Below are 19,477 nucleotides of genomic sequence, written 5' to 3'. Positions count from 1 at the left end.
CAGAAACGGCGAGTGTGCGACAAATCGCCTCCGCCTGCTCCGTGTCGCGGGCCCGGGTGGGGCGTTGAGCAACCCGTGAACACGGAAAGGCTGCTGCGGGTGGCGGGGCGGTGCGCGCTCGCCTTCCTCCTCGTCCTCGGGGTCGTCGCGCTGTTGCCGCGCACGGTGCGGGAGGCGGTGCCGGACGGGGTGGTGGGCGGGACGGTGCTCCTGCTCGGGGCGGTGGGGGTCCGGCGCGCGTAGAGAAGGCCGCGTTAGCTTGGGGGCGGAGACATCCGAAGACAAGACGTACGAGGGAGTTCGACATGGCACGGGTACCCAGTTCCGCGGTGGCGGCGGCCGGTCTGGTCGGCGGCTACGCCGTCGCCCGCTGGACCAAGAAGCGACCCCTGGGCGGTGTCGTGCTCGGCGCCGCCGGGCTCGTGGCCGGCCGGGAGTGGCACAAGCGGGGCGGTGTCCCCGCCGCGGCCGGGCTGGGGGCGCTGTACCTCGCCGGCTTCGCGGGGGCACACCCGCTGGCGAAGAAGGTCGGCGCGTGGCCGGCCGTCGTGGGGGCGGCGGCGGTCGTGGCCGCGACGTCCTGGGCGGTCGCCGACCGGGGCTGACCCCGCCCTCCGGGCCGGCTGGGGAGCGGACCCTTGCCCTGGCCGGGCTGGGGGACGTGCCGCTCCCCTGGCCGGGGATGCCGGGGTGCCGCCGCGCGGAGCGTTCCCCTCCCCGCCCTTCCACCGTTCCCCGGGCTCCGCCCGGACCCGCGCCTCAAACGCCGGCGGGGCTCGAAGGCGTCTCGAACGCCGAGCCGCGCGGCTGGGGGTAGGCCAGACGGCCGTCGGACGCCGGCCGATGAGGAGCGCGGAGCGATCTGCTGCGTTCGGGTGCTTCGCAGGCGGGATCTGGTCGGCATCCGAAGCGGGCAGGCGCGCCCCCAGCGCCGGATGTCTGCATCTGGCGGCCCGGTCCCGGCGGGCCGGGGCCCAGCCCCGAAGCCCCGCCCCTACCCCCCCAACACCCGCGACACCGAATAGATCACCAGCCCCGCCAGCGCACCCACCACCGTGCCGTTGATGCGGATGAACTGGAGGTCGCGGCCGATGTGGGCCTCGATCTTGCGGGAGGTGTGCTCGGCGTCCCAGGCCGCCACCGTGTCCGTGATCAGCGAGGTGATCTCGGCCCGGTACGTGGTGACCACGTACACCACCGCGCCCTCGATCCAGCCCTCCACCTTCCGCTGCAGACGGCCGTCCGTGGCGAGCCGGGAGCCCAGCGACATCAGCGAGGACCGTACGCGCAGGCGCAGCTCGCTCCGCTCGTCCTCCGCCGCCGAGATGATCATCGTACGGATCGCGGACCACGCCGAGGCGATCACGTCCTGGATCTCGTCGCGCGCCAGAACCTCGGACTTCAGCCGCTCCACCCGCGCCCGCGTCTCCGTGTCCGACTGGAGGTCCGCCGCGAAGTCGCGCAGGAAGCGGTCCACCGCCCCGCGCGCCGGGTGGCCCGGCATGTCCCGCATCTCGGTGACGAAACGCAGCAGCTCCTTGTACACCCGGTCGCCGATCTTGCGGTCGACGAACCGCGGCGTCCAGCCGGGAGCGCCGCCCTGGACGGCGTCCATGACGGAGTCCCCGTGGGTCACCAGCCAGTCGTGCGCCTTCGCGCACACCAGGTCCACGGCGCGGTGGTGTCCCCCGTCGGCGACGACCCGTTCCAGGGTCTTGCCGATGCCCGGGGCGATCTCCGCCGCCTCCGCCCGCCGGGTGATCGCCTCGCCCACCACGGCCTGTACGTCGGAGTCCCGCAGCACGGTCAGGGCCCCGCGCAGGGCGGTGGCCAGTTCCGCCGTGACCCGGTCGGCGTGCGCGGGCTCGGCCAGCCAGGCACCGAGCCGGCCGCCGATGCCGAGGGCGTGCAGCCGGGCGCGCACCACGTCCGAGGAGAGGAAGTTCTCGCCGACGAACTCCCCCAGGGAGACGCCGAGCTGGTCCTTCTTGGTCGGGATGATCGCGGTGTGCGGGATGGGAAGCCCCAGGGGCCGCCGGAAGAGGGCCGTCACCGCGAACCAGTCGGCGAGCGCACCGACCATGCCGGCCTCGGCCGCGGCGGCGACGTACCCGGCCCAGGCTCCGGCGCCCCACGCGTTCCGCGCGAAGGTCGCCAGGACGTAGACCAGCGCGACCAGGGCCAGCAGCCCGGTCGCGGTGGCCTTCATACGGCGGACACCGCGCTGCCGCTCCTCGTCCGCCGTACTGAAGACGAACGCCCCGCGGGCGGGGGGTGGGGCGGCCCGCACCCCGTCTTGGCTGTTCACGTGCTGCTCCTGCCCTTCCCCCGACGGCCGGTTTTGTCTGCATAGCATCCGACTCCCGGGAGGTCCGGGGAGTTCCCGGCGCGCCGCCGGTACCGCTGGAGCTCCGGGGTGCCCGGCCGGCCCTGGCCCGCCGGACACCGCCGGACACCCCCTGGAAAACTAGAGCTCCTTGCGCGGGCTCCCGCCGTCCAGCGGCGTCTGACCCTTGGGCGGCTTGACCTTGACCGCCACCCCGCCCCAGAGGGCGAAGCCGTTCACGACCACCCGCGGGGCGCCCGGTTCCGGGAGGTTCTCCTGGGACGTGCCCTGGTCGAAGCCGCCCATGACGCCGATGCCCCGTACCTCGACCTCCACGCCCGGCGGGACGGTGATCTCGATGCCGCCCATGACGGCCACGCAGGTGATGACGACCTCGCGCTCCGCGAAGTCCGCCTCGCGCAGGTCCAGCTGGCCCCCGCCCCAGACGGCCACCGCCTTGAAACGGGCGGGCACCGTCCAGCGGCCCTTGCGCTGGAAGGCCGACATGACGGCCACGCCCGTGGCGGAGGTCCCCGTACCGCCGATCCGGTCCGGCCAGGACGAGGAACGGGACGAGGAAGGAGACGGGGAACGGGAAGGACCAGCGGCGGAGACCGGAGACGGCGGGGAGGACCCGGGGGCCGGGAGGTCGCGGGTCAGGGGTTCGAGCTCCGCGTACGTACGGGACGTGTACGCGGCCTCCAGGCGCTCCTCGAACTCCTCCATGTCGAGCCGCCCCTCGGCGACCGCGTCCCGCAGCCGGTCCACCACCCGCTCGCGGTCGGCGTCCGACGCCCTCAGCGCGGGCGCCCCGCCCGCCCCGGCCACAGGCGCCCCCGCCTCCCCCTCCGCCGCCTTCTCCAGCGAGGCCTTCTCCGGCAACGGCTTCTCCGGCCGCTCGTCACTCATGTGGACCACCCTATGCACAGACCGGGCCCACCACCCCGGCCCCGACCCTGATTTGTCCCTACCCCCAGCCCCGTCCCCACCCCCAGTCCCACCCCCAGCCCCCGCCCCCCTCACCCCCGCCCCGCGTACATCCGCGCGATCACGTCCTCGATGTCCGGGTCCCGCACCGACAGGTCCAGCAGCGGGTACCGCGCCGCCACCGCCGCCACCAGCGGCGCCGCCGACTCCCCCGCCGGGAACGCCAGCCACTGCCGCGGCCCCTCCACCCTCACCACCCGCGCCCCCGCCACCTCCACCGGCGGAAACTCCCGCTCCAGGTCCACCACCAGCGTCCGCTCGCCGCCCTGCCCCCAGGCGTGCAGCCCGCCGAGCGCACCGTCGTACATCAGCCGGCCGTGGTCGATCACCATCACCCGCTCGCACAGCTGCTCGATGTCCTGGAGGTCGTGGGTGGTGAGCAGCACCGTGGTCCCGAGCTCCTCGTTCAGCTGCCGCAGGAAGCCGCGTACTTTCGCCTTGCTCACGACGTCCAGCCCGATCGTCGGCTCGTCCAGGTACAGCACCTCCGGATCGTGCAGCAGGGCCGCCGCGATGTCCCCGCGCATCCGCTGGCCCAGCGACAGCTGCCGCACCGGTACGTCGAGCAGCGGGGCCAGGTCCAGCCGGTCCACGCAGCGCTCCATGTTCTCCTCGAACCGCGCCCGCGGGATCCGGTACATCCGGCGCATCAGCCCGTACGAGTCCTTCAGCGGCAGGTCCCACCACAGCGTCGTGCGCTGCCCGAACACCACCCCGATCCGGTGCGCGAGCCGCATCCGCTCCCGCGCCGGGTCGATGCCCGCGACGCGCAGCCGGCCGCCGCTCGGGGTGAGGATCCCGGTCAGCATCTTGATGGTGGTGGACTTGCCGGCCCCGTTGGGTCCGATGTAGCCGACGACCTCGCCCCGGGCGATCTCGAAGCTGATCCCGTCCACCGCCCTGACCTGGCGTTTCTCACGACGCAGCAGGCCCACCCGGCGCCGTACGGCGAAGACCTTCTCGACCCCGTCCAAAGAGATGAGTGCTTCGGACACCGTTAGCTCCCCGTGCTTCGGTACGAACGGACTCCCGCGCGCCACGCCAGCGACGCGGGCAGGAACACCACGAAGGCCACCAGCGGGCTCAGGAACGCCACCCACCCCGGCAGCCCCGTCGGATCGGGCCGCCCCAGCACGTACAGCGCGGGCAGCCAGTTGACGAAGGCCAGCGGGACGACGAAGGTCACCCCGCGCAGCAGCTCCTTCGCGAACACCGTCGGCGGGTACTGGAGCATGGTGCAGCCCCCGTACGTGAAGGAGTTCTGCACCTCGGCCGCGTCCCCGGCGGCGAACTGGAAGGCCGCGCCGGCCACCAGGACCGCAGCGAAGATCCCGGCCCCCGCCACCACCATGACGGGCACCAGCAGCAGCTTCCCCGGCGTCCAGTGCACGTCCAGCACCGTGAGCGCCCAGCCCAGCACCCCCAGCCCCTGCGCGATCCGCCCCAGCCGGCGCAGCGCGAACCGGTCCGCGGCGACCTGGGCGAGCAGCGGCACGGGCCGCACCAGCATGGTGTCGAGGGAGCCGTCGCGGATCCGCGCGCCCACCCGGTCGGTGTTGCCGAGGAGCAGGTCCGCCAGGCCCAGGGAGGCCGAGCCGGCCCCGTAGAGGAGCGCGACCTCGGGCAGCGTGAAGCCGCCCAGCGCCTCCACGTGGGAGAACATGACGGCGATCGCGACGAAGTCGAGCCCGCTGATCGCCGCGTTCCCGAGGGTGGCCAGCACGAACGACGTCCGGTACGTCATCGTCGAGCGGATCCACATCCCCGCGATCAGCCCGTAGCCGCGCAGCCCCTCGCGCACCCGCCCCTCGCGCACCCGGCCGCCGCGCACCCTGCCGCCGCGCCCGGGTTCGTCCTCGTACGGGCGACCGCGCCCGGGGGCGTCCACCCGGGCCACCGCCGCCCGGGCCCCGATCTCAGCCACCCTGGACCACCGCCTTCCGGGTCGCCGCCGACTGCACGAGCCGTCCCGCACCCAGCAGGGCCAGCGCCCACGCGGCCTGGAAGGCCAGCGCCCGCACCGCCGCACCGGCCCCGGTGTGCGTACCGAGCAGCACGTCCAGCGGCACCTGGAGCATCGCCGCCCACGGCAGCAGCCGCACCAGCTCGCCGAACCCGCCCGGGAAGACGGTCAGCGGCAGCAGCATCCCGGAGCAGAAGAGGGTCACGACGGTGGCCATCATGTTGACGCCGGCGCCGTCCATCAGCCAGAAAGCCGCCAGCCCCAGCAGGTAGCGCACTGCGAAGCCGACCACCAGCCCGAGGACGACCGACACCAGGAACAGCAGCCAGCGCAGCGGATCGGCGGGCAGGGCGAGGGTGAAGGCGAACGCCCCGGCCGCCAGCGGCAGCAGGCCGCGCCCCAGCAGCTGGAAGCCCGCCCGGCCCAGGTCGGCCGCGAGCCACCACGCCTGGAGATCGGCCGGGCGGTACAGGTCGACGGCGATGTCACCCGTACGGATGCGCTCCTGGAGCTCCTCCTGGAAGCCGCCGCCGATGAGGGAGCCGGCCGCGAGCAGGGACTGGCTGACCCACACGAAGGTCAGGGCCTGCGCCTGGTCGTAGCCGCCGAGGTGGGGGCGCTCGTCCCACAGCGCCACGTACGTGCAGGCGACGATGAAGCCGAAGACGGTGTTGGTGAACACGCCGGCGGCCGTCGCCGTCCCGTAGGCGGCGTAGCGCCGGAAGCCGCCGGCCGCGACGGCCAGATAGAGACGCACCGTATCCCTCCCTTTCCCGCGTCGTTCCCAGGCCGGAACCATCGGCTCCGGCCTGACCGGAAACCATCGGCACCACGCCGGCCGGAACCGTCGGCGCCACGCCATCCGGAGCCGCCGGCCCCGGTCTGACCGGAGCCGTCGGCGCCACGTCGGCCAAAGCGCGCGAGCTTAGTGCGGAGGGGCGAGCCACGCGACCGTTTTATGCCCGTCCGGGGCCAAATCACCGGCCATCGGGTAGACACCATGAGGTACAGATGTGGATATTTCCCACGGTCCCGAGGAGCCCCGGAGATGAGCGACCCGTCACCACCGCCGGGCTGGGCCCCCCGTGACCCCGACTCCCCGGGCCGTCCCCCCGCGCGCCCGGCCGCGTCCCGCCCCGGGGCCGGACGCACCCGCACCGGAGGCGGGCGCCGGCGCACCGGGTGGCGCCGCTTCGTGCCCACCTGGCGCACGGTCGTCGGCACCCTGCTGCTGTGCGCCCTGCTGATCGGCGGCGCGCTCGTCGCCGGGTACCTGCTGGTCGACATCCCCCCGGCCAACGCGGCCGCCACCGCCCAGTCCAACGTCTACCTCTACGCCGACGGCTCCCAGCTCGCCCGCGACGGAGAGGTCAACCGCGTCAACGTCCCGCTCTCCCAGATCCCCCTCGGCGTCCAGCAAGCCGTACTGGCCGCCGAGGACCGGGACTTCCACTCCGAACGGGCGGTGGACCCCAAGGCGATGGTCCGGGCCGCCTGGAACACGGCGACCGGCAAGGGCACCCAGTCCGGTTCGACCATCACCCAGCAGTACGTCAAGAACTACTACCTGGGCCAGGAACAGACGATCAAACGGAAGGTCAAGGAGTTCTTCATCGCGATCAAACTCGGTCGTGAGAAGTCGAAGGACTACATCCTCGAGGGGTACCTGAACACCAGTTACTTCGGCCGCAACGCCTACGGCATCCAGGCCGCCTCCCAGGCCTACTACGGCAAGGACGTCACCAAGCTGACCACCGCCGAGGGCGCCTACCTCGCCACCCTCCTCAACTCCCCCAGCGCCTTCGACGTCGTCTCCCACCCCCGCAGCCGCGACCGTGCCGTCGCCCGCTGGAACTACGTACTCGACGGCATGGTCAAGAAGAAGTGGATGACCGCCGGCGAGCGCGCCGCCGTGCGGTTCCCCGAGCCCGGCAAGGTGCGCGGGGCCGCCGGCCTGTCCGGGCAGCGCGGCTACCTCGTCGAGGCCGTCAAGGACTACATCACCGAGCACGACATCCTCGACGACAAGACCCTCGCCGAGGGCGGCTACCGGATCACCACCACCATCGACAAGCGCCGCCAGAACGCCTTCGTCGACGCCGTCCAGAAGCAGCTGGTCGACAAGCTCGACCCGGCCGCCCGCCCCGCGGACCGCCTGGTACGGGCCGGCGGCGCCTCCATCGACCCGGCCACCGGCAAGGTCGTCGCCCTCTACGGCGGCATCGACTACACCAAGCAGTACGTGAACAACGCGACCCGGCACGACTACCAGGTCGCCTCCACCTTCAAGCCGTTCGTCTTCGCCTCGGCGGTCGAGAACGACTCCCGCACCCAGGACGGCCGCCGCATCACCCCGAACACCCTCTACAACGGCGACGACAAGCGCCGCGTCGTCGGCACCCGCAGCGTGTACGCGCCCGAGAACGAGGGCCGGCAGTCGTACGGGGACATCACCGTCAACACCGCCACCGACCTCTCCGTCAACACCGTCTTCGCGCAGATGGTCGTCGACGTCGGCACCGAGAAGGTCAAGCGGACCGCCATCGACCTCGGCATCCCCGAGAACACCCCGAACCTCGTCGTCGGCCCGGCCATGGCCCTCGGCACCATGCAGGCCAGCGTCGTCGACATGACGCAGGCCTACGCGACCCTCGCCGACCACGGCCGGTACACCCCGTACACCTTCCTGGAGAAGATCTCCAAGGACGACGAGGACGTCCCCCTCCCCGACCGCACCCCCCGACAGGCCATCAGCCGGGAGGCCGCCGACACGACCACCTCCATGCTGATCAGCGTCGTCGACAACGGCACCGGTACGGAGGCCCTGGCGGCCGGCCGCCCGGCGGCCGGCAAGACGGGCACCGCCGAACTGGACCGCGCGGCCTGGTTCGCCGCGTACACCCCCGACCTGGTCACGGTGGTCTCGGTCATGGGCCAGGACCCGGACACGGGCACCCTCCAGTCCCTGTACGGGGCACTGGGCGAGACCCGTATCGGGGGCGGCGGCTACCCGGCCCGGATCTGGGCCGCCTACACGAAGGCGGCCCTGGAGGCCACGGACCCGGAGGAATTCGACCTGGAGCTCCAGCCCGGCGCGGCCCAGCTCCCGCCTCCCCCGCCCACCACGCCGCAGCAGCCCGAGGGCAGCCGCCCACCGTGGCAGCGGCCCGACCGGCCCACCCCGCCCGGACCGCCCACCCCGACGACCCCGGCGAACGGCGGCCAGACCCAGGGCGGGCAGACGCAGGGCGGACAGACCAACGGCGGACAGACCACCGGCGGCGAAACGAACGGCGGCCAGACGCAGGGCGGCCAGACGAACGGCGGCCAGACCACCGGGGGACAGACGAACGGGGGCCAGACCACCGGCGGCCAGACCAACGGGGGCCAGACGAACGGGGGCCAGACCACCGGCGGCGACACCGACGGCGGCCAGACGAACGGCGGCGGCACCGACGGCGGCACCACCCAGGGCCGCCGCCGCCCGCCCGCCGAGTTCCTCGAATGAGCCCTCGAACGAGCCGCCGAACGAGCCGGTCAGTGCCCGGACGTGGCCTTCAGCCCCACCACCGCCACCAGCAGCAGACAGATGAAGAAGATCCGGGCGGCGGTGACGGGCTCCCCCAGCACCGCCATGCCGAGCACGGCCGCCCCGGCCGCACCGATACCCACCCAGACGCCGTACGCCGTACCGATGGGCAGGGTCTTGGCCGCGTACGACAGCAGCACCATGCTGGCGACGATCCCCGCACCGGTGAACACCGACGGCCACAGCCGCGTGAAGCCCTCGGTGAACTTCATGCCGATGGACCAGCCGACCTCGAGCAGACCGGCGACGAGAAGAAGAACCCAGGCCATGACAGGCACCTCCGGGACGAGAACGGCAAGGGGGTGCGTCGTCTTTGCGTCCTGCCACCCGGTACGGCGCGTCTCGTCGGGGATTCCGCTCCACCGTAGCAAAGGGCATGCGAAAGGGCCGGTGACCCCTGTCACCGGCCCTCTCCCCCAGAACGGATCAGAGGTACAGCCCGGTGGAGTCCTTCGACCCCTCCAGCCGCTCCGAGGCCACCGCGTGCAGGTCCCGCTCGCGCATCAGCACGTACGTCGCCCCGCGCACCTCCACCTCGGCCCGGTCCTCCGGGTCGTACAGCACGCGGTCGCCCGTCTCGACGCTGCGCACGTTCTGCCCGACCGCGACGACCTCGGCCCAGGCGAGCCGCTTGCCCACCGCGGCCGTCGCCGGAATCAGGATGCCGCCGCCCGAGCGCCGCTCGCCCTCGGGCGTGTCGGACTTCACGAGCACGCGGTCGTGGAGCATGCGGATGGGCAGCTTGTCGTGGGTGGTGTTCTCGCTCACGCCTCGAACCTACCTGCCGCCACCCGCGCCGCGTGCCGGAGGGTGGTCACCGCCCCGTCACCGCTTGCGGCGCGAGGAGGCCACGAGCAGCCCCACGACGCCGACCGCGAGGAGCACGACCGGCACGATCCGCTCGAGGCGCGGGGCGCCGTCCTCGTGGCGCAGGCCGTCCTTCACATCGGTGACGAGCCGGTTCACCGCGACGAAGGCGCGGCCGGCCGTGTGGTCCACCGTCGAGGCGACCCGGGCCTTCGCGTCCCCGATGATCGTTTGCGGGTGCATGCGCACGCCGATCTCGTCGAGCGTCTCGGCGAGCTGCTCGCGGCGGCGGACGATGTCCGCCTCGATCTGTGCGGGGGTCCTGGCTTCCGGCACCGCGCTGCCTCCGTCGTCGTGTCGTCACGTATGGGCTTGATCCGTCATGGACAGTCTGTCAGCTAAGTCAGCTTAGGCTCATGCCGTACGGATCCCCTCCCGAGGAGAGCACTGACATGAGCGAGCGACTCCAGCCGGGCGACATCGCCCCCGCCTTCACCCTGCCCGACGCGGACGGCAAGGAGATCTCGCTCGCCGACCACAAGGGCCGCAAGGTCATCGTGTACTTCTACCCCGCGGCCCTGACCCCGGGCTGCACCAAGCAGGCCTGCGACTTCACGGACAACCTGGACGCCCTGGCCACGGCCGGCTACGACGTCATCGGCGTCTCCCCGGACAAGCCGGAGAAGCTCGCGAAGTTCCGCGAGAAGGAGCACCTGAAGGTCACCCTCGTCGGGGACCCGGAGAAGGCGACCCTGACGGCGTACGGGGCGTTCGGCGAGAAGAAGCTGTACGGCAAGACGGTCACCGGGGTGATCCGCTCCACGGTGGTCGTGGACGAGGAGGGCAAGGTCGAGCACGCCTTCTACAACGTCAAGGCCACCGGCCACGTAGCGAAGATCATCAAGGACCTGGGCATCTGACCCCGCCCCCTCCCCCCGGAAAGTCCCGCCCCAGAAGTGGTGCGGGACTTTCCGTTTATCGCACGTAACACCCCGCACAGCGGTTCGTTAACCCGTACGAGGCCGGAACGCCCGGCCGAGAAGGGGGAGGCACCGTGACCGGCCCGTACGCGCGAGGCACCCTGACCGCCGCCGTGGCCGCATCGAAAGGCTGGGCCGATCTGATGCGGCGCCTGGGCCTGAAGGAGAGCGGCGGACAGCGCCGCGTACTCCAGGAAAGGGTCGCCCTTCACGGGATCGACACCAGCCACTTCGCGAAGCGCAGCCCATGGCGCACATACCCGGACGAGGCCATAGCAGCGGCTGCCGCGTCATCGACCACGTTGCGCGAAGTGGCGCTGAAACTCGGCGCCCGCCCCGCCACGGGCACGCTGTCGCACATCGTCCGCCGCATCGCCGCAGCGGGCATCGACATCAGTCACTTCCCGGGCATGGAGCGGGGTCGCGTCGAGCTGCCGTTCACTCCCACAGAACTCGCCACGGCAGCGGGCTCCGCCGACAGCCTCCGCAGCACGGCCCGCGCCTTGGGCATTCCCGACGACAGCCGGTCCCGCGCCGCACTCGGAAGGATGCTGAAAGAGCACGGCATCGACACCGCCCACTTCCGCAACTCCCGCCGGGCCATCCCGGAGGAGGCCGTCCGCGCCGCCGTTCCGGATGTGACCAGCTTCGCCGACCTCATGCGGGCCCTCGATCTCGAAGTGAACGACGTCAACCATCGCCGGGTGCGGCGACGCGTCACAGAACTCGGACTCGACGTCAGCCATTTCAAGCGGCGCACATGGGCAGGCCCGGCAGTGACGCGCCGGCCCATCGCATCTGGCGTACTGATCGCACTTCCCGCGGGTTCTCCCCGGACCAACCGCAGTCGACTGCACCGCGCCCTACAAGAAGTCGGCGTCCCCTACGCCTGCGCCACGTGCGGGAATCCCGGCGAATGGCTGGGACAGCCGATCACCCTCCAGATCGACCACACAAGTGGTGACTGGCTCGACAACCGGCGCGAGAACCTCCGCTACCTGTGCCCCAACTGCCATGCGCTGACCGACACCTGGTGCCGCGGAGACCGTCGCCGCAATCGTGTCGCCCGCCAGACCTCCGCAGTCGTAGACTAGCCGCAGCCGGCCAGGATCGATGTCCGAATTGGCCGGTTAGTCGCGGTCGTGGTGGAATTGGCCTACACGCAACTTTTAGGTAGTTGTGGGAGAAATCCCTTGAGGGTTCGAGTCCCTCCGACCGCACCGACACGAAGGCCCCGTACGCGCATCCGCGTACGGGGCCTTCGCCACATCCGGCGGACCTCAGCCCAGCAGTTCCCGGATCACCGGGACGAGGGCGCGGAAGGCCTGGCCGCGGTGGGAGATGGCGTTCTTCTCGTCCGCGGTGAGTTCCGCGCAGGTGCGGGTTTCGCCGAGGGGCTGGAGGATCGGGTCGTAGCCGAAGCCGCCGCCGCCCGCCGGGGTGTGGCGGAGGGTGCCCAGGAGGCGGCCCTCCACGACGCGTTCGGTGCCGTCCGGGAGGGCGAGGGCCGCCGCGCAGAAGAAGTGGGCGCCGCGGTGTTCCGAGGGGATGTCCCCGAGCTGGGCCAGGAGGAGGTCCAGGTTGGCGCGGTCGTTGCCGTGGGCGCCGGCCCAGCGGGCGGAGAAGATGCCGGGGGCGCCGTTCAGGACGTCGACGCAGAGCCCCGAGTCGTCGGCGACCGCGGGCAGGCCGGTGGCCCGGGCCAGGGCGTGGGCCTTGAGGAGGGCGTTCTCGGCGAAGGTGACGCCGGTTTCCTTGACGTCGGGGATCTCGGGGTACGCGTCCGCGCCGACCAGTTCGTGCGGCAGGCCGGCGGCGGACAGGATGGCGCGGAGCTCGGTGACTTTGCCCGCGTTGCGGGTCGCGAGGATCAGGCGGGTCATGCGGCCATTATCCCGGCGTGCAGACCTTGGAGATCTCGGCGGCGGCGTCGGCGACGGGCTGGACGTCGGGGGTGGCGTCACCGTTGTTGACGGCGGTGCGGACGTTCTTGACGGCCGTGCTCATGGAGTCGACGGCCTTGCCGAGGTCGGCGTTGCCCGTCGTGTCCTTGATCTTCTTGAGGTTGGTCTCGACCTGGTCGAGCGCGTTCTGGGTGTCCTGGATGCTGTTGCCGGCGTTGGAGACGGCCTGCTGGAGGTCGCCGACGCTGTCCGCTATGGCGACGGCCGTGTTGGCGCAGTCCATGGCGGTGGAGATGGCGTCGCAGGACGTCAGGGCGGGGACGGTCAGGACGGCCGCCACGGCTACGGCGGCGATGCGGAATTTCGGCTTCATGGATTCCCCCGGGAAAGGCTCGGATGCGTGGACGGGCGCACGGTGGTGAGACCGTGCGCCCGTATCCGCGTAGACGCGTGGCCGCGGCCGGCGGTTGCTACGGGACCTGGAGGTCCAGGGCGCCGAGCTGGAGGGCTTCCAGGTCGGCGCAGCCGCCGGCGGCGAGGTCGAGGAGGGCGTTGAGTTCCTTGCGGTCGAAGGGCTCGCCCTCGGCGGTGCCCTGGACCTCGACGAAGCGGCCGTCACCGGTGCAGACGACGTTCATGTCGGTCTCGGCGCGCACGTCCTCCTCGTAGCAGAGGTCGAGGAGCGGGACGCCGTCGACGATGCCGACGCTGACGGCGGCGACGGTGCCGGTCAGGGGCTTGCGGCCGGCCTTGATGAGCTTCTTCTTCTGGCCCCAGGCGATGGCGTCGGCGAGGGCGACGTAGGCGCCGGTGATGGCGGCGGTGCGGGTGCCGCCGTCGGCCTGGAGGACGTCGCAGTCCAGGACGATGGTGTTCTCGCCGAGGGCCTTGTAGTCGATGACGGCGCGCAGCGAGCGGCCGATGAGGCGGGAGATCTCGTGCGTGCGGCCGCCGATCTTGCCGCGGACGGATTCGCGGTCGCCCCGGGTGTTGGTGGAGCGGGGCAGCATCGAGTACTCGGAGGTGACCCAGCCTTCGCCGCTGCCCTTGCGCCAGCGCGGGACGCCTTCGGTGAAGGAGGCGGTGCAGAAGACCTTGGTGTCTCCGAAGGAGATGAGGACGGAGCCCTCTGCGTGCTTGCTCCATCCGCGTTCGATGGTGACCGGGCGGAGCTGTTCGGGCGTGCGGCCGTCGATGCGAGACATGGTGTGAGCCTAGTCGGTGCGGGGGTACGCGTGGACCCCGTCCGGTGGGCCGGTACGGGGTCCTCGTTGTGCCCCGCGGCGGGGCGGGTGAGCGGTGGGTTCAGCTCACATCATGTCTTCGATCTCGCCGGCGATCGGGTCGGCGTCGGTGCCGATGACGACCTGGATGGCGGTGCCCATCTTGACGACGCCGTGGGCGCCGGCGGCCTTGAGGGCGGCTTCGTCGACGAGGGAGGGGTCGGCGACCTCGGTGCGCAGGCGGGTGATGCAGCCCTCGACCTCTTCGATGTTCTCGATGCCGCCGAGCCCGGCGACGATCTTCTCAGCCTTGGTGGCCATGTGTTTCTCCCTGAGTGTTTCGAAGAACGGGTCTGTGCGGCCGTGCCCGGCTACCCGCTGCGTCCGCTTTGTCACGGTAGCTCAGGTGGCTCACGGTTGGCCTATCTGTGCGGGCGCGGGCCGGGTTCCTGCCGAATGATGACGATCAGCAGCAGCCTGCCCACAACTGGTCTACACCAGTGTGCCGCACGGGCTGCGCGTGCCAAAAACGGGCCGGCCGAGGGAGACGCGGATGAGCGCGAGCAGCGCAGCGGCGGTGCCGCGCGGGCAGCGGTGGAACGGCTTGTTCCAGGGGCTGCAGAAGATGGGGCGCAGTCTCCAGCTGCCGATCGCGGTGCTGCCCGCCGCGGGCATCCTGAACCGGCTCGGGCAGCCGGACGTGTTCGGTGCGGACGGGCTGGACTGGACGGCCGTGGCCAAGGTGATGGCGGGTGCGGGCGGGGCCCTGCTGGACGCCGATCTGGGTCTGCCCCTCCTGTTCTGCGTCGGCGTCGCGATCGGCATGGCGAAGAAGGCGGACGGTTCGACGGCGCTGGCGGCGGTGGCGGGGTTCCTCGTCTACCGGGGTGTGCTGCACGCCTTCCCGAAGCCGTGTCCGTCCGGCACGAAGGACGTCGGGGGCGGCTGCCTGACTCCGACGGACACCTTCGCCGGGTATGCGTACCAGAATCCGGGGGTGTTCGGCGGCATCGTCATGGGGTTGCTCACGGCCTGGTTCTGGCAGCGCTACCACCGGGTGAAGCTGGTCGACTGGCTGGGCTTCTTCAACGGGCGCCGGCTGGTCCCGATCATCATGTCGTTCGTGGCGATCGCCTTCGCGGCGCTGTGCCTGTGGGTGTGGCCGCCGGTCGGTGACGCGCTGGAGGGCTTCTCGGACTGGCTGGTGGGCCTGGGTGCCTGGGGAGCGGGGATCTTCGGTGTCGCGAACCGGGCGCTGCTGGTGATCGGCCTGCACCAGTTCCTGAACGTGCCGGTGTGGTTCCAGTTCGGCAGTTACACCAAGCCGGACGGGGCGACCGTCCATGGCGACATCAACATGTTCCTGGCGGGCGATCCGGATGCCGGGCAGTTCCTGAGCGGGTTCTTCCCCATCATGATGTTCGCCCTGCCGGCGGCGGCGCTGGCGATCGCGCACTGCGCGAAGCCGCAGCGGCGCAAGGAGGTCGGCGGGCTGATGCTGTCGGTGGGCCTGACGTCCTTCGTCACGGGGATCACGGAGCCCCTGGAGTACTCCTTCCTCTTCGTGGCGCCGGCGCTGTACGTGGTGCACGCGGTACTGACGGGCGTGTCGATGGCGGTGACGTGGGCGCTGGGGGTGCACGACGGGTTCAGCTTCTCGGCCGGTCTGATCGACTACGTCATCAACTGGGGGCTGGCGACGAAGCCCTGGCTGATCATTCCCATCGGGCTGGGTTTCGCGGTCGTCTACTACGCGGTGTTCCGCTTCGCGATCACGAGGTGGGACATCCCCACGCCGGGCCGGGAGTCGGACGAGGAGATCGCCGCGATGCAGGCGGAGAACACCAAGGCGTGACGCACCCCGCGACACGGGGCCGGGGCCTTCGGATCCGTTGATCCGGAGGCCCTTCCTCTTGTGGCGCAGGCCACAGGAAATCGAAGGTTCCTTATCTAACCCCGACCGTGCTACAACTGGTCTACACCACCCAATGGTGTAGACCATGCGGCTGCCGAGCGGCCTGTGGTCCCCCTTTTCCGAGACGCCGCCACCCCCGTTTTCCATGTCCCCAGGCAGCGCCTTGTCCTCTGGAGGAACCCATGTCCACAGCGACCGCTGCGGAGAAGAAGAAGGGCGCTGGCGTGATGGCCGTCATGCAGCGCATCGGCCGGAGCCTCATGCTCCCCGTTGCCGTGCTGCCCGCCGGCGCTCTGCTCATCCGCCTCGGCCAGGACGACATGCTCGGCAAGGCGTCGCTGCCGGACTTCATCAACAAGATCGCCACATACATGGCGGCCGGTGGTGACGCGATCATCGGCAACATGGCGCTGCTGTTCGCCGTCGGCATCGCGATCGGCTTCGCCAAGAAGTCCGACGGTTCGACGGCCCTGGCCGCCGTCACCGGTTACCTGGTCTTCCAGAAGGTGCTCGCCACCTTCACCGACTCCAGCCTGCCGAAGATCGCCAAGGTGGTCGACGGCAAGGTCGCGATGGTCGAGGCGCCCGTGGACGCCAAGGTCCTCGGCGGTGTCGTGATGGGCCTCGTCGTCGCCCTGCTCTACCAGAAGTTCTACCGGACCAAGCTGCCGGACTGGGCGGGCTTCTTCGGCGGCCGCCGTCTGGTCCCGATCCTCTCGGCCTTCGCGGGCCTGTTCATCGGCATCCTCTTCGGTCTGATCTGGCCGGTCCTCGGCAAGGGCATCCACGGCTTCGGTGAGTGGCTGGTCGGCTCCGGCGCCGTCGGCGCGGGCATCTTCGGTGTCGCCAACCGCGCGCTGATCCCGGTCGGCATGCACCACCTGCTCAACTCCTTCCCGTGGTTCCAGGCGGGCGAGTACAACGGCAAGAGCGGTGACATCGGCCGCTTCCTCGCCGGCGACCCGAGCGCCGGACAGTTCATGACCGGCTTCTTCCCGATCATGATGTTCGCCCTCCCGGCCGCCTGCCTGGCGATCGTCCACTGCGCCCGCCCCGAGCGCCGCAAGGTCGTCGGCGGCATGATGTTCTCCCTCGCGCTCACCGCGTTCGTCACCGGTGTCACCGAGCCGATCGAGTTCACCTTCATGTTCATCGCCCCGGTGCTGTACGCGGTCCACGCGGTCCTGACCGGCGTGTCCATGGCTCTGACCTGGGCGCTCGGCATGAAGGACGGCTTCGGCTTCTCCGCCGGCGCGATCGACTTCTTCCTGAACCTGGGCATCGCCACCAAGCCGTGGATGCTCGTCCTGGTGGGTCTGTGCTTCGCGGCCCTCTACTACGCGATCTTCCGCTTCGCGATCACCAAGTGGAACCTGCCCACCCCGGGCCGCGAGTCGGACGAGGAGCTCGCCGAGCTGGCGAAGGCCGAGGCCAAGTAGGACGCCCCGGGGCCCCTGCGGCCCCGCGGCCCGTAGGCGGCACCGCGCGACGCGGCCCCCGCTCTCCCGGAAGGGAGGCGGGGGCCGCGTCGTACTCCCGTGCGTCAGACCTCGTACTCGGCGCCCGCGTACGCGAGGTCGACCGGGCCGCCGTAGACCGCCCGGGCGTCCGCCAGGTTCTGCGCGGCGTCCGTCCACGGCGGGATGTGCGTCAGCACGAGCCGGCCGACCCGCCCGTCGCGCGCGTACTCGCCCGCCTCGCGGCCGTTGAGGTGGAGGTCCGGGATGTCCTCCTTGCCGTGCGTGAAGGACGCCTCGCACAGGAACAGGTCGGCGCCCTCCGCCAGCATGCCCAGCTCCGGGCAGACCCCGGTGTCGCCGGAGTACGCCAGTACGCGCCCGCCGTGCTCGACGCGGATGCCGTACGACTCGACCGGGTGGCAGACCTTCTCCGTGCGGACCGTGAACGGGCCGATCTCGAAGACGGCGGACTTCAGCGTGCGGAAGTCGAAGACCTCGCTCATCGAACGCTCGTCGGGGACGTCCTCGTACGCCGTGGTCAGGCGCTGCTCGGTGCCCTCGGGGCCGTAGACGGGGATGGTTCCGCAGCGGCCGCCCTCGTGCCGGTAGTAGCGGGCGACGAAGTACGCGCACATGTCGATGCAGTGGTCGGCGTGCAGATGGCTCAGGAAGATCGCGTCGAGGTCGTAGAGACCGCAGTGGCGCTGGAGCGCTCCGAGGGAACCGTTGCCCATGTCGAGGAGCAGCCGGAAGCCGTCGGCCTCGACGAGATAGCTCGAACATGCCGAATCCGCGGCCGGGAAGGACCCCGAACAGCCGACGACGGTGAGCTTCATGGAGCGTGAACCTCCGTGGACGGTCCGTGGACGGAATGCGGGCCGTGCGTGGGTCGAGCGTAAGGCGCGAAACCTCCGGTCGCTCCTCCGCGGCGGGCCGTTGTGGGGGGAATCACCTGCCGTGTCACCCAGGGGAGCGACGCGGGGTACGCGCGTTGCCGTTCCGCCGTGCCGTTGCCGCGCCGGGCGCCGCCCGCACGGCTACGGTCGGAACATGGACACGTCGTGGTGGCCCGCTGTGCTCGCGGCGGTCGCCGTGGCGGTGGTGGTGCTGCTCCCCCGGCGGCGCACGGCGGTGACGGTGGCGCCCCCGCCCCGCGGAACGGCGCCGCCGCCGCGGGTGCGGCCGGGCGAGCTGTGGCGCCTGGCGGACGGCCGGACCTGCCTGGTGCTGGCGGTACGGGCGCACCGGGCGCGGGTGGCCTGGATCGTCGGGAAGTACGACGACCGGCGGGCCGGGGTGATCCCGCTGCCGCCGGGGACGGCCGGCGCGCACGGCAGGGGCGGGTTCCTGGAGGCGGACCGGCCCGAGGAAGTGTCGCTGTGGGAGTTCCGCAGCCCGCTGGGGACACTGGACCCGGTGCTGTGGGACGAGGCCAAGGGGCTGGGAGGCGGTGCGGGGTGATCCGGCTGCGGCGCGTCTACGATCCTCCCGAGCCGGGGGCGGACGGCGTGCGGTCCTCGTGGACCGGCTGTGGCCCCGGGGGTTGTCGAAGGCGGCGGCCGCGGTGTGGGGGCACCTCCCAGCGGTAGCAGTTGCTGGGCGACGCCGGCGGGGCGTGACGGCGCGCCGCACCCGCCGCGGGAACGCGGGGATGCGGCGCGGAGCCGGGGCCGGGGCCGGGGCGGCGGCCGGACGCCGCGTCAGAGGCGGGCGCCGGGCCTGTCCGTGCACAGCGCCCAGATGACGAACACCCCGACGGCGATCGCGATGAGCGCCCACAGGGGCTGGTAGGGCAGCCACAGGAAGTGGAACAGCACCGAGAGGGCGGCCACGACGACACCGGCGGTCCGGCCCCACGGGGCGCCCTTGAGGATGCCGACGCCGACGACGAGGACGACGGCGCCGAGGACCAGGTGGATCCAGCCCCACGCGGTGAGGTCGAACCGGAAGGTGTAGTCGCCGACCGGCAGGTACACCTCGTCCCGGGCGAGGGCGGCGATGCCCTCCAGGACGCTGAACAAGCCGCTGACGGCCATCAGGACACCGGCGAAGGCGGCACCGCCGCCGGCCCACGCGGCGGCGGGGCCCGGTCCCGGGCCGGCGGCGCCGGCCGGGGCCGAGGGGGAGGTACTGCCCGGGGTGGTGGTCATGTCGCCACCTTCCTGCTGGGGGAACCGGTCGTACCGAGCGTGCGCGCGGGGGACCGGCCGGGCGACCCGGCGGGGCCGGCCGGGTGAACCGCCGTTCCGCCGCCGGCCCCGGACCCCGGGGCCGGGGCCGCGGCGGGCCGGGACGCGGGACGCCGCCGGGGCCGCGTACCGCG

The 19,477-nt window shown here is 71.7% G+C and carries 22 protein-coding genes, 1 tRNA gene and 1 riboswitch; of the genes, 9 read left to right on the top strand and 14 right to left on the bottom strand.

Annotation, left to right across the window (positions count from 1 at the left end; genetic code table 11):
- The first annotated feature begins 75 nt into the window (after positions 1-75).
- The gene (locus tag ACZ51S_RS14400; RefSeq protein WP_468960880.1) at positions 76-243 is read left to right on the top strand and encodes a hypothetical protein; all 168 of its coding nucleotides are present in this window, start codon (positions 76-78) and stop codon (positions 241-243) included.
- 62 nt (positions 244-305) lie between these two features.
- Positions 306-605: a hypothetical protein gene (locus tag ACZ51S_RS14395; RefSeq protein WP_388941024.1), complete on the top strand. Its 300-nt coding sequence runs from the start codon at positions 306-308 to the stop codon at positions 603-605.
- A 389-nt stretch (positions 606-994) separates the two neighbouring features.
- Here ACZ51S_RS14395 and ACZ51S_RS14390 read toward each other — a convergent pair whose 3' ends face one another.
- The 5 genes from ACZ51S_RS14390 to ACZ51S_RS14370 form a co-directional block, all read right to left on the bottom strand.
- Positions 995-2,356, bottom strand: coding sequence for a DUF445 domain-containing protein (locus tag ACZ51S_RS14390; RefSeq protein WP_468475039.1), 1,362 nt, complete (start codon positions 2,354-2,356; stop codon positions 995-997).
- A gap of 111 nt (positions 2,357-2,467) precedes the next feature.
- Complete coding sequence (locus ACZ51S_RS14385) at positions 2,468-3,235, bottom strand: DUF1707 SHOCT-like domain-containing protein (protein WP_468475040.1); 768 nt, start codon at positions 3,233-3,235, stop codon at positions 2,468-2,470.
- A gap of 110 nt (positions 3,236-3,345) precedes the next feature.
- Positions 3,346-4,308, bottom strand: coding sequence for an ABC transporter ATP-binding protein (locus ACZ51S_RS14380; protein WP_468475041.1), 963 nt, complete (start codon positions 4,306-4,308; stop codon positions 3,346-3,348).
- Between the two features lie 2 nt (positions 4,309-4,310).
- A complete protein-coding gene (locus ACZ51S_RS14375) occupies positions 4,311-5,144 on the bottom strand; it encodes an ABC transporter permease (RefSeq protein ID WP_468961140.1) in 834 nt (277 codons plus the stop codon).
- An 85-nt stretch (positions 5,145-5,229) separates the two neighbouring features.
- Positions 5,230-6,033, bottom strand: coding sequence for an ABC transporter permease (locus tag ACZ51S_RS14370; protein WP_468475043.1), 804 nt, complete (start codon positions 6,031-6,033; stop codon positions 5,230-5,232).
- Between the two features lie 291 nt (positions 6,034-6,324).
- On the opposite strand from ACZ51S_RS14370, the gene ACZ51S_RS14365 reads away from it, so the two are divergent.
- Positions 6,325-8,784, top strand: coding sequence for a transglycosylase domain-containing protein (locus tag ACZ51S_RS14365; RefSeq protein ID WP_468960877.1), 2,460 nt, complete (start codon positions 6,325-6,327; stop codon positions 8,782-8,784).
- A gap of 29 nt (positions 8,785-8,813) precedes the next feature.
- Here the strand turns inward: ACZ51S_RS14365 and ACZ51S_RS14360 are convergent, their stop codons facing one another.
- From ACZ51S_RS14360 to ACZ51S_RS14350, 3 genes are all read right to left on the bottom strand, one after another.
- Positions 8,814-9,134 carry a DMT family transporter gene (locus tag ACZ51S_RS14360; RefSeq protein WP_030158619.1) on the bottom strand — a complete coding sequence of 107 codons (321 nt, stop codon included), beginning with the start codon at positions 9,132-9,134 and terminating at the stop codon, positions 8,814-8,816.
- A 32-nt stretch (positions 9,135-9,166) separates the two neighbouring features.
- Positions 9,167-9,239, bottom strand: a riboswitch (guanidine-III (ykkC-III) riboswitch).
- Between the two features lie 52 nt (positions 9,240-9,291).
- Positions 9,292-9,633, bottom strand: a complete 342-nt coding sequence (locus tag ACZ51S_RS14355; protein ID WP_388941012.1) for a GroES family chaperonin — start codon at positions 9,631-9,633, stop codon at positions 9,292-9,294.
- Positions 9,634-9,690: 57 nt separating this feature from the next.
- A complete protein-coding gene (locus ACZ51S_RS14350) occupies positions 9,691-10,008 on the bottom strand; it encodes a DUF3618 domain-containing protein (protein ID WP_388941009.1) in 318 nt (105 codons plus the stop codon).
- Between the two features lie 116 nt (positions 10,009-10,124).
- Here ACZ51S_RS14350 and bcp point away from each other — a divergent pair, with 116 nt between their 5' ends.
- From bcp to ACZ51S_RS14335, 3 genes are all read left to right on the top strand, one after another.
- The gene (gene bcp, locus ACZ51S_RS14345) at positions 10,125-10,592 is read left to right on the top strand and encodes a thioredoxin-dependent thiol peroxidase (RefSeq protein ID WP_468889396.1); all 468 of its coding nucleotides are present in this window, start codon (positions 10,125-10,127) and stop codon (positions 10,590-10,592) included.
- A gap of 134 nt (positions 10,593-10,726) precedes the next feature.
- On the top strand, positions 10,727-11,746 hold the full coding sequence (locus ACZ51S_RS14340) for an HNH endonuclease signature motif containing protein (RefSeq protein WP_468960874.1): 1,020 nt from the start codon (positions 10,727-10,729) through the stop codon (positions 11,744-11,746).
- Between the two features lie 42 nt (positions 11,747-11,788).
- A tRNA-Leu gene (locus ACZ51S_RS14335) sits at positions 11,789-11,872 on the top strand.
- 60 nt (positions 11,873-11,932) lie between these two features.
- Here the strand turns inward: ACZ51S_RS14335 and rdgB are convergent.
- From rdgB to ACZ51S_RS14315, 4 genes are all read right to left on the bottom strand, one after another.
- Positions 11,933-12,535 carry an RdgB/HAM1 family non-canonical purine NTP pyrophosphatase gene (gene rdgB / locus ACZ51S_RS14330; RefSeq protein ID WP_467896564.1) on the bottom strand — a complete coding sequence of 201 codons (603 nt, stop codon included), beginning with the start codon at positions 12,533-12,535 and terminating at the stop codon, positions 11,933-11,935.
- Positions 12,536-12,542: 7 nt separating this feature from the next.
- Positions 12,543-12,929: a hypothetical protein gene (locus ACZ51S_RS14325; protein WP_388940995.1), complete on the bottom strand. Its 387-nt coding sequence runs from the start codon at positions 12,927-12,929 to the stop codon at positions 12,543-12,545.
- 97 nt (positions 12,930-13,026) lie between these two features.
- Entirely contained in the window at positions 13,027-13,761 is a 735-nt protein-coding gene (gene rph, locus ACZ51S_RS14320; protein ID WP_467896560.1) for a ribonuclease PH, read from the bottom strand.
- A 105-nt stretch (positions 13,762-13,866) separates the two neighbouring features.
- Positions 13,867-14,175: a PTS sugar transporter subunit IIB gene (locus tag ACZ51S_RS14315; RefSeq protein WP_388940991.1), complete on the bottom strand. Its 309-nt coding sequence runs from the start codon at positions 14,173-14,175 to the stop codon at positions 13,867-13,869.
- A 157-nt stretch (positions 14,176-14,332) separates the two neighbouring features.
- Here ACZ51S_RS14315 and ACZ51S_RS14310 point away from each other — a divergent pair, with 157 nt between their 5' ends.
- Positions 14,333-15,634, top strand: coding sequence for a PTS transporter subunit EIIC (locus tag ACZ51S_RS14310; RefSeq protein ID WP_388940988.1), 1,302 nt, complete (start codon positions 14,333-14,335; stop codon positions 15,632-15,634).
- 242 nt (positions 15,635-15,876) lie between these two features.
- Positions 15,877-17,133: a PTS transporter subunit EIIC gene (locus ACZ51S_RS14305; protein ID WP_467896556.1), complete on the top strand. Its 1,257-nt coding sequence runs from the start codon at positions 15,877-15,879 to the stop codon at positions 17,131-17,133.
- A 104-nt stretch (positions 17,134-17,237) separates the two neighbouring features.
- Here ACZ51S_RS14305 and ACZ51S_RS14300 read toward each other — a convergent pair whose 3' ends face one another.
- Complete coding sequence (locus tag ACZ51S_RS14300) at positions 17,238-17,990, bottom strand: MBL fold metallo-hydrolase (protein ID WP_468475048.1); 753 nt, start codon at positions 17,988-17,990, stop codon at positions 17,238-17,240.
- Between the two features lie 214 nt (positions 17,991-18,204).
- Between ACZ51S_RS14300 and ACZ51S_RS14295 the strand changes: the two genes are divergently transcribed.
- Positions 18,205-18,615, top strand: coding sequence for a hypothetical protein (locus ACZ51S_RS14295; protein ID WP_388940981.1), 411 nt, complete (start codon positions 18,205-18,207; stop codon positions 18,613-18,615).
- Between the two features lie 239 nt (positions 18,616-18,854).
- Here ACZ51S_RS14295 and ACZ51S_RS14290 read toward each other — a convergent pair whose 3' ends face one another.
- Entirely contained in the window at positions 18,855-19,304 is a 450-nt protein-coding gene (locus ACZ51S_RS14290) for a DUF7144 family membrane protein (protein WP_468475049.1), read from the bottom strand.
- Positions 19,305-19,477: the final 173 nt, after the last annotated feature.

This window comes from Streptomyces sp. NPDC034043 (assembly GCF_055575675.1).
This window is presented reverse-complemented; position numbering and strand designations above follow the sequence as displayed.

Excerpts from the sequence above, each read along its gene's own strand:
- ACZ51S_RS14395 (WP_388941024.1), top strand. The coding sequence starts at position 306 with ATGGCACGGGTACCCAGTTCCGCGGTGGCGGCGGCCGGTCTGGTCGGC.
- ACZ51S_RS14390 (WP_468475039.1), bottom strand. The coding sequence starts at position 2,356 with ATGCTATGCAGACAAAACCGGCCGTCGGGGGAAGGGCAGGAGCAGCAC.
- ACZ51S_RS14385 (WP_468475040.1), bottom strand. The coding sequence starts at position 3,235 with ATGAGTGACGAGCGGCCGGAGAAGCCGTTGCCGGAGAAGGCCTCGCTG.
- ACZ51S_RS14365 (WP_468960877.1), top strand. The coding sequence starts at position 6,325 with ATGAGCGACCCGTCACCACCGCCGGGCTGGGCCCCCCGTGACCCCGAC.
- ACZ51S_RS14360 (WP_030158619.1), bottom strand. The coding sequence starts at position 9,134 with ATGGCCTGGGTTCTTCTTCTCGTCGCCGGTCTGCTCGAGGTCGGCTGG.
- bcp (WP_468889396.1), top strand. The coding sequence starts at position 10,125 with ATGAGCGAGCGACTCCAGCCGGGCGACATCGCCCCCGCCTTCACCCTG.
- rdgB (WP_467896564.1), bottom strand. The coding sequence starts at position 12,535 with ATGACCCGCCTGATCCTCGCGACCCGCAACGCGGGCAAAGTCACCGAG.
- ACZ51S_RS14325 (WP_388940995.1), bottom strand. The coding sequence starts at position 12,929 with ATGAAGCCGAAATTCCGCATCGCCGCCGTAGCCGTGGCGGCCGTCCTG.
- rph (WP_467896560.1), bottom strand. The coding sequence starts at position 13,761 with ATGTCTCGCATCGACGGCCGCACGCCCGAACAGCTCCGCCCGGTCACC.
- ACZ51S_RS14310 (WP_388940988.1), top strand. The coding sequence starts at position 14,333 with ATGAGCGCGAGCAGCGCAGCGGCGGTGCCGCGCGGGCAGCGGTGGAAC.
- ACZ51S_RS14305 (WP_467896556.1), top strand. The coding sequence starts at position 15,877 with ATGTCCACAGCGACCGCTGCGGAGAAGAAGAAGGGCGCTGGCGTGATG.
- ACZ51S_RS14300 (WP_468475048.1), bottom strand. The coding sequence starts at position 17,990 with ATGAAGCTCACCGTCGTCGGCTGTTCGGGGTCCTTCCCGGCCGCGGAT.
- ACZ51S_RS14295 (WP_388940981.1), top strand. The coding sequence starts at position 18,205 with ATGGACACGTCGTGGTGGCCCGCTGTGCTCGCGGCGGTCGCCGTGGCG.
- ACZ51S_RS14290 (WP_468475049.1), bottom strand. The coding sequence starts at position 19,304 with ATGACCACCACCCCGGGCAGTACCTCCCCCTCGGCCCCGGCCGGCGCC.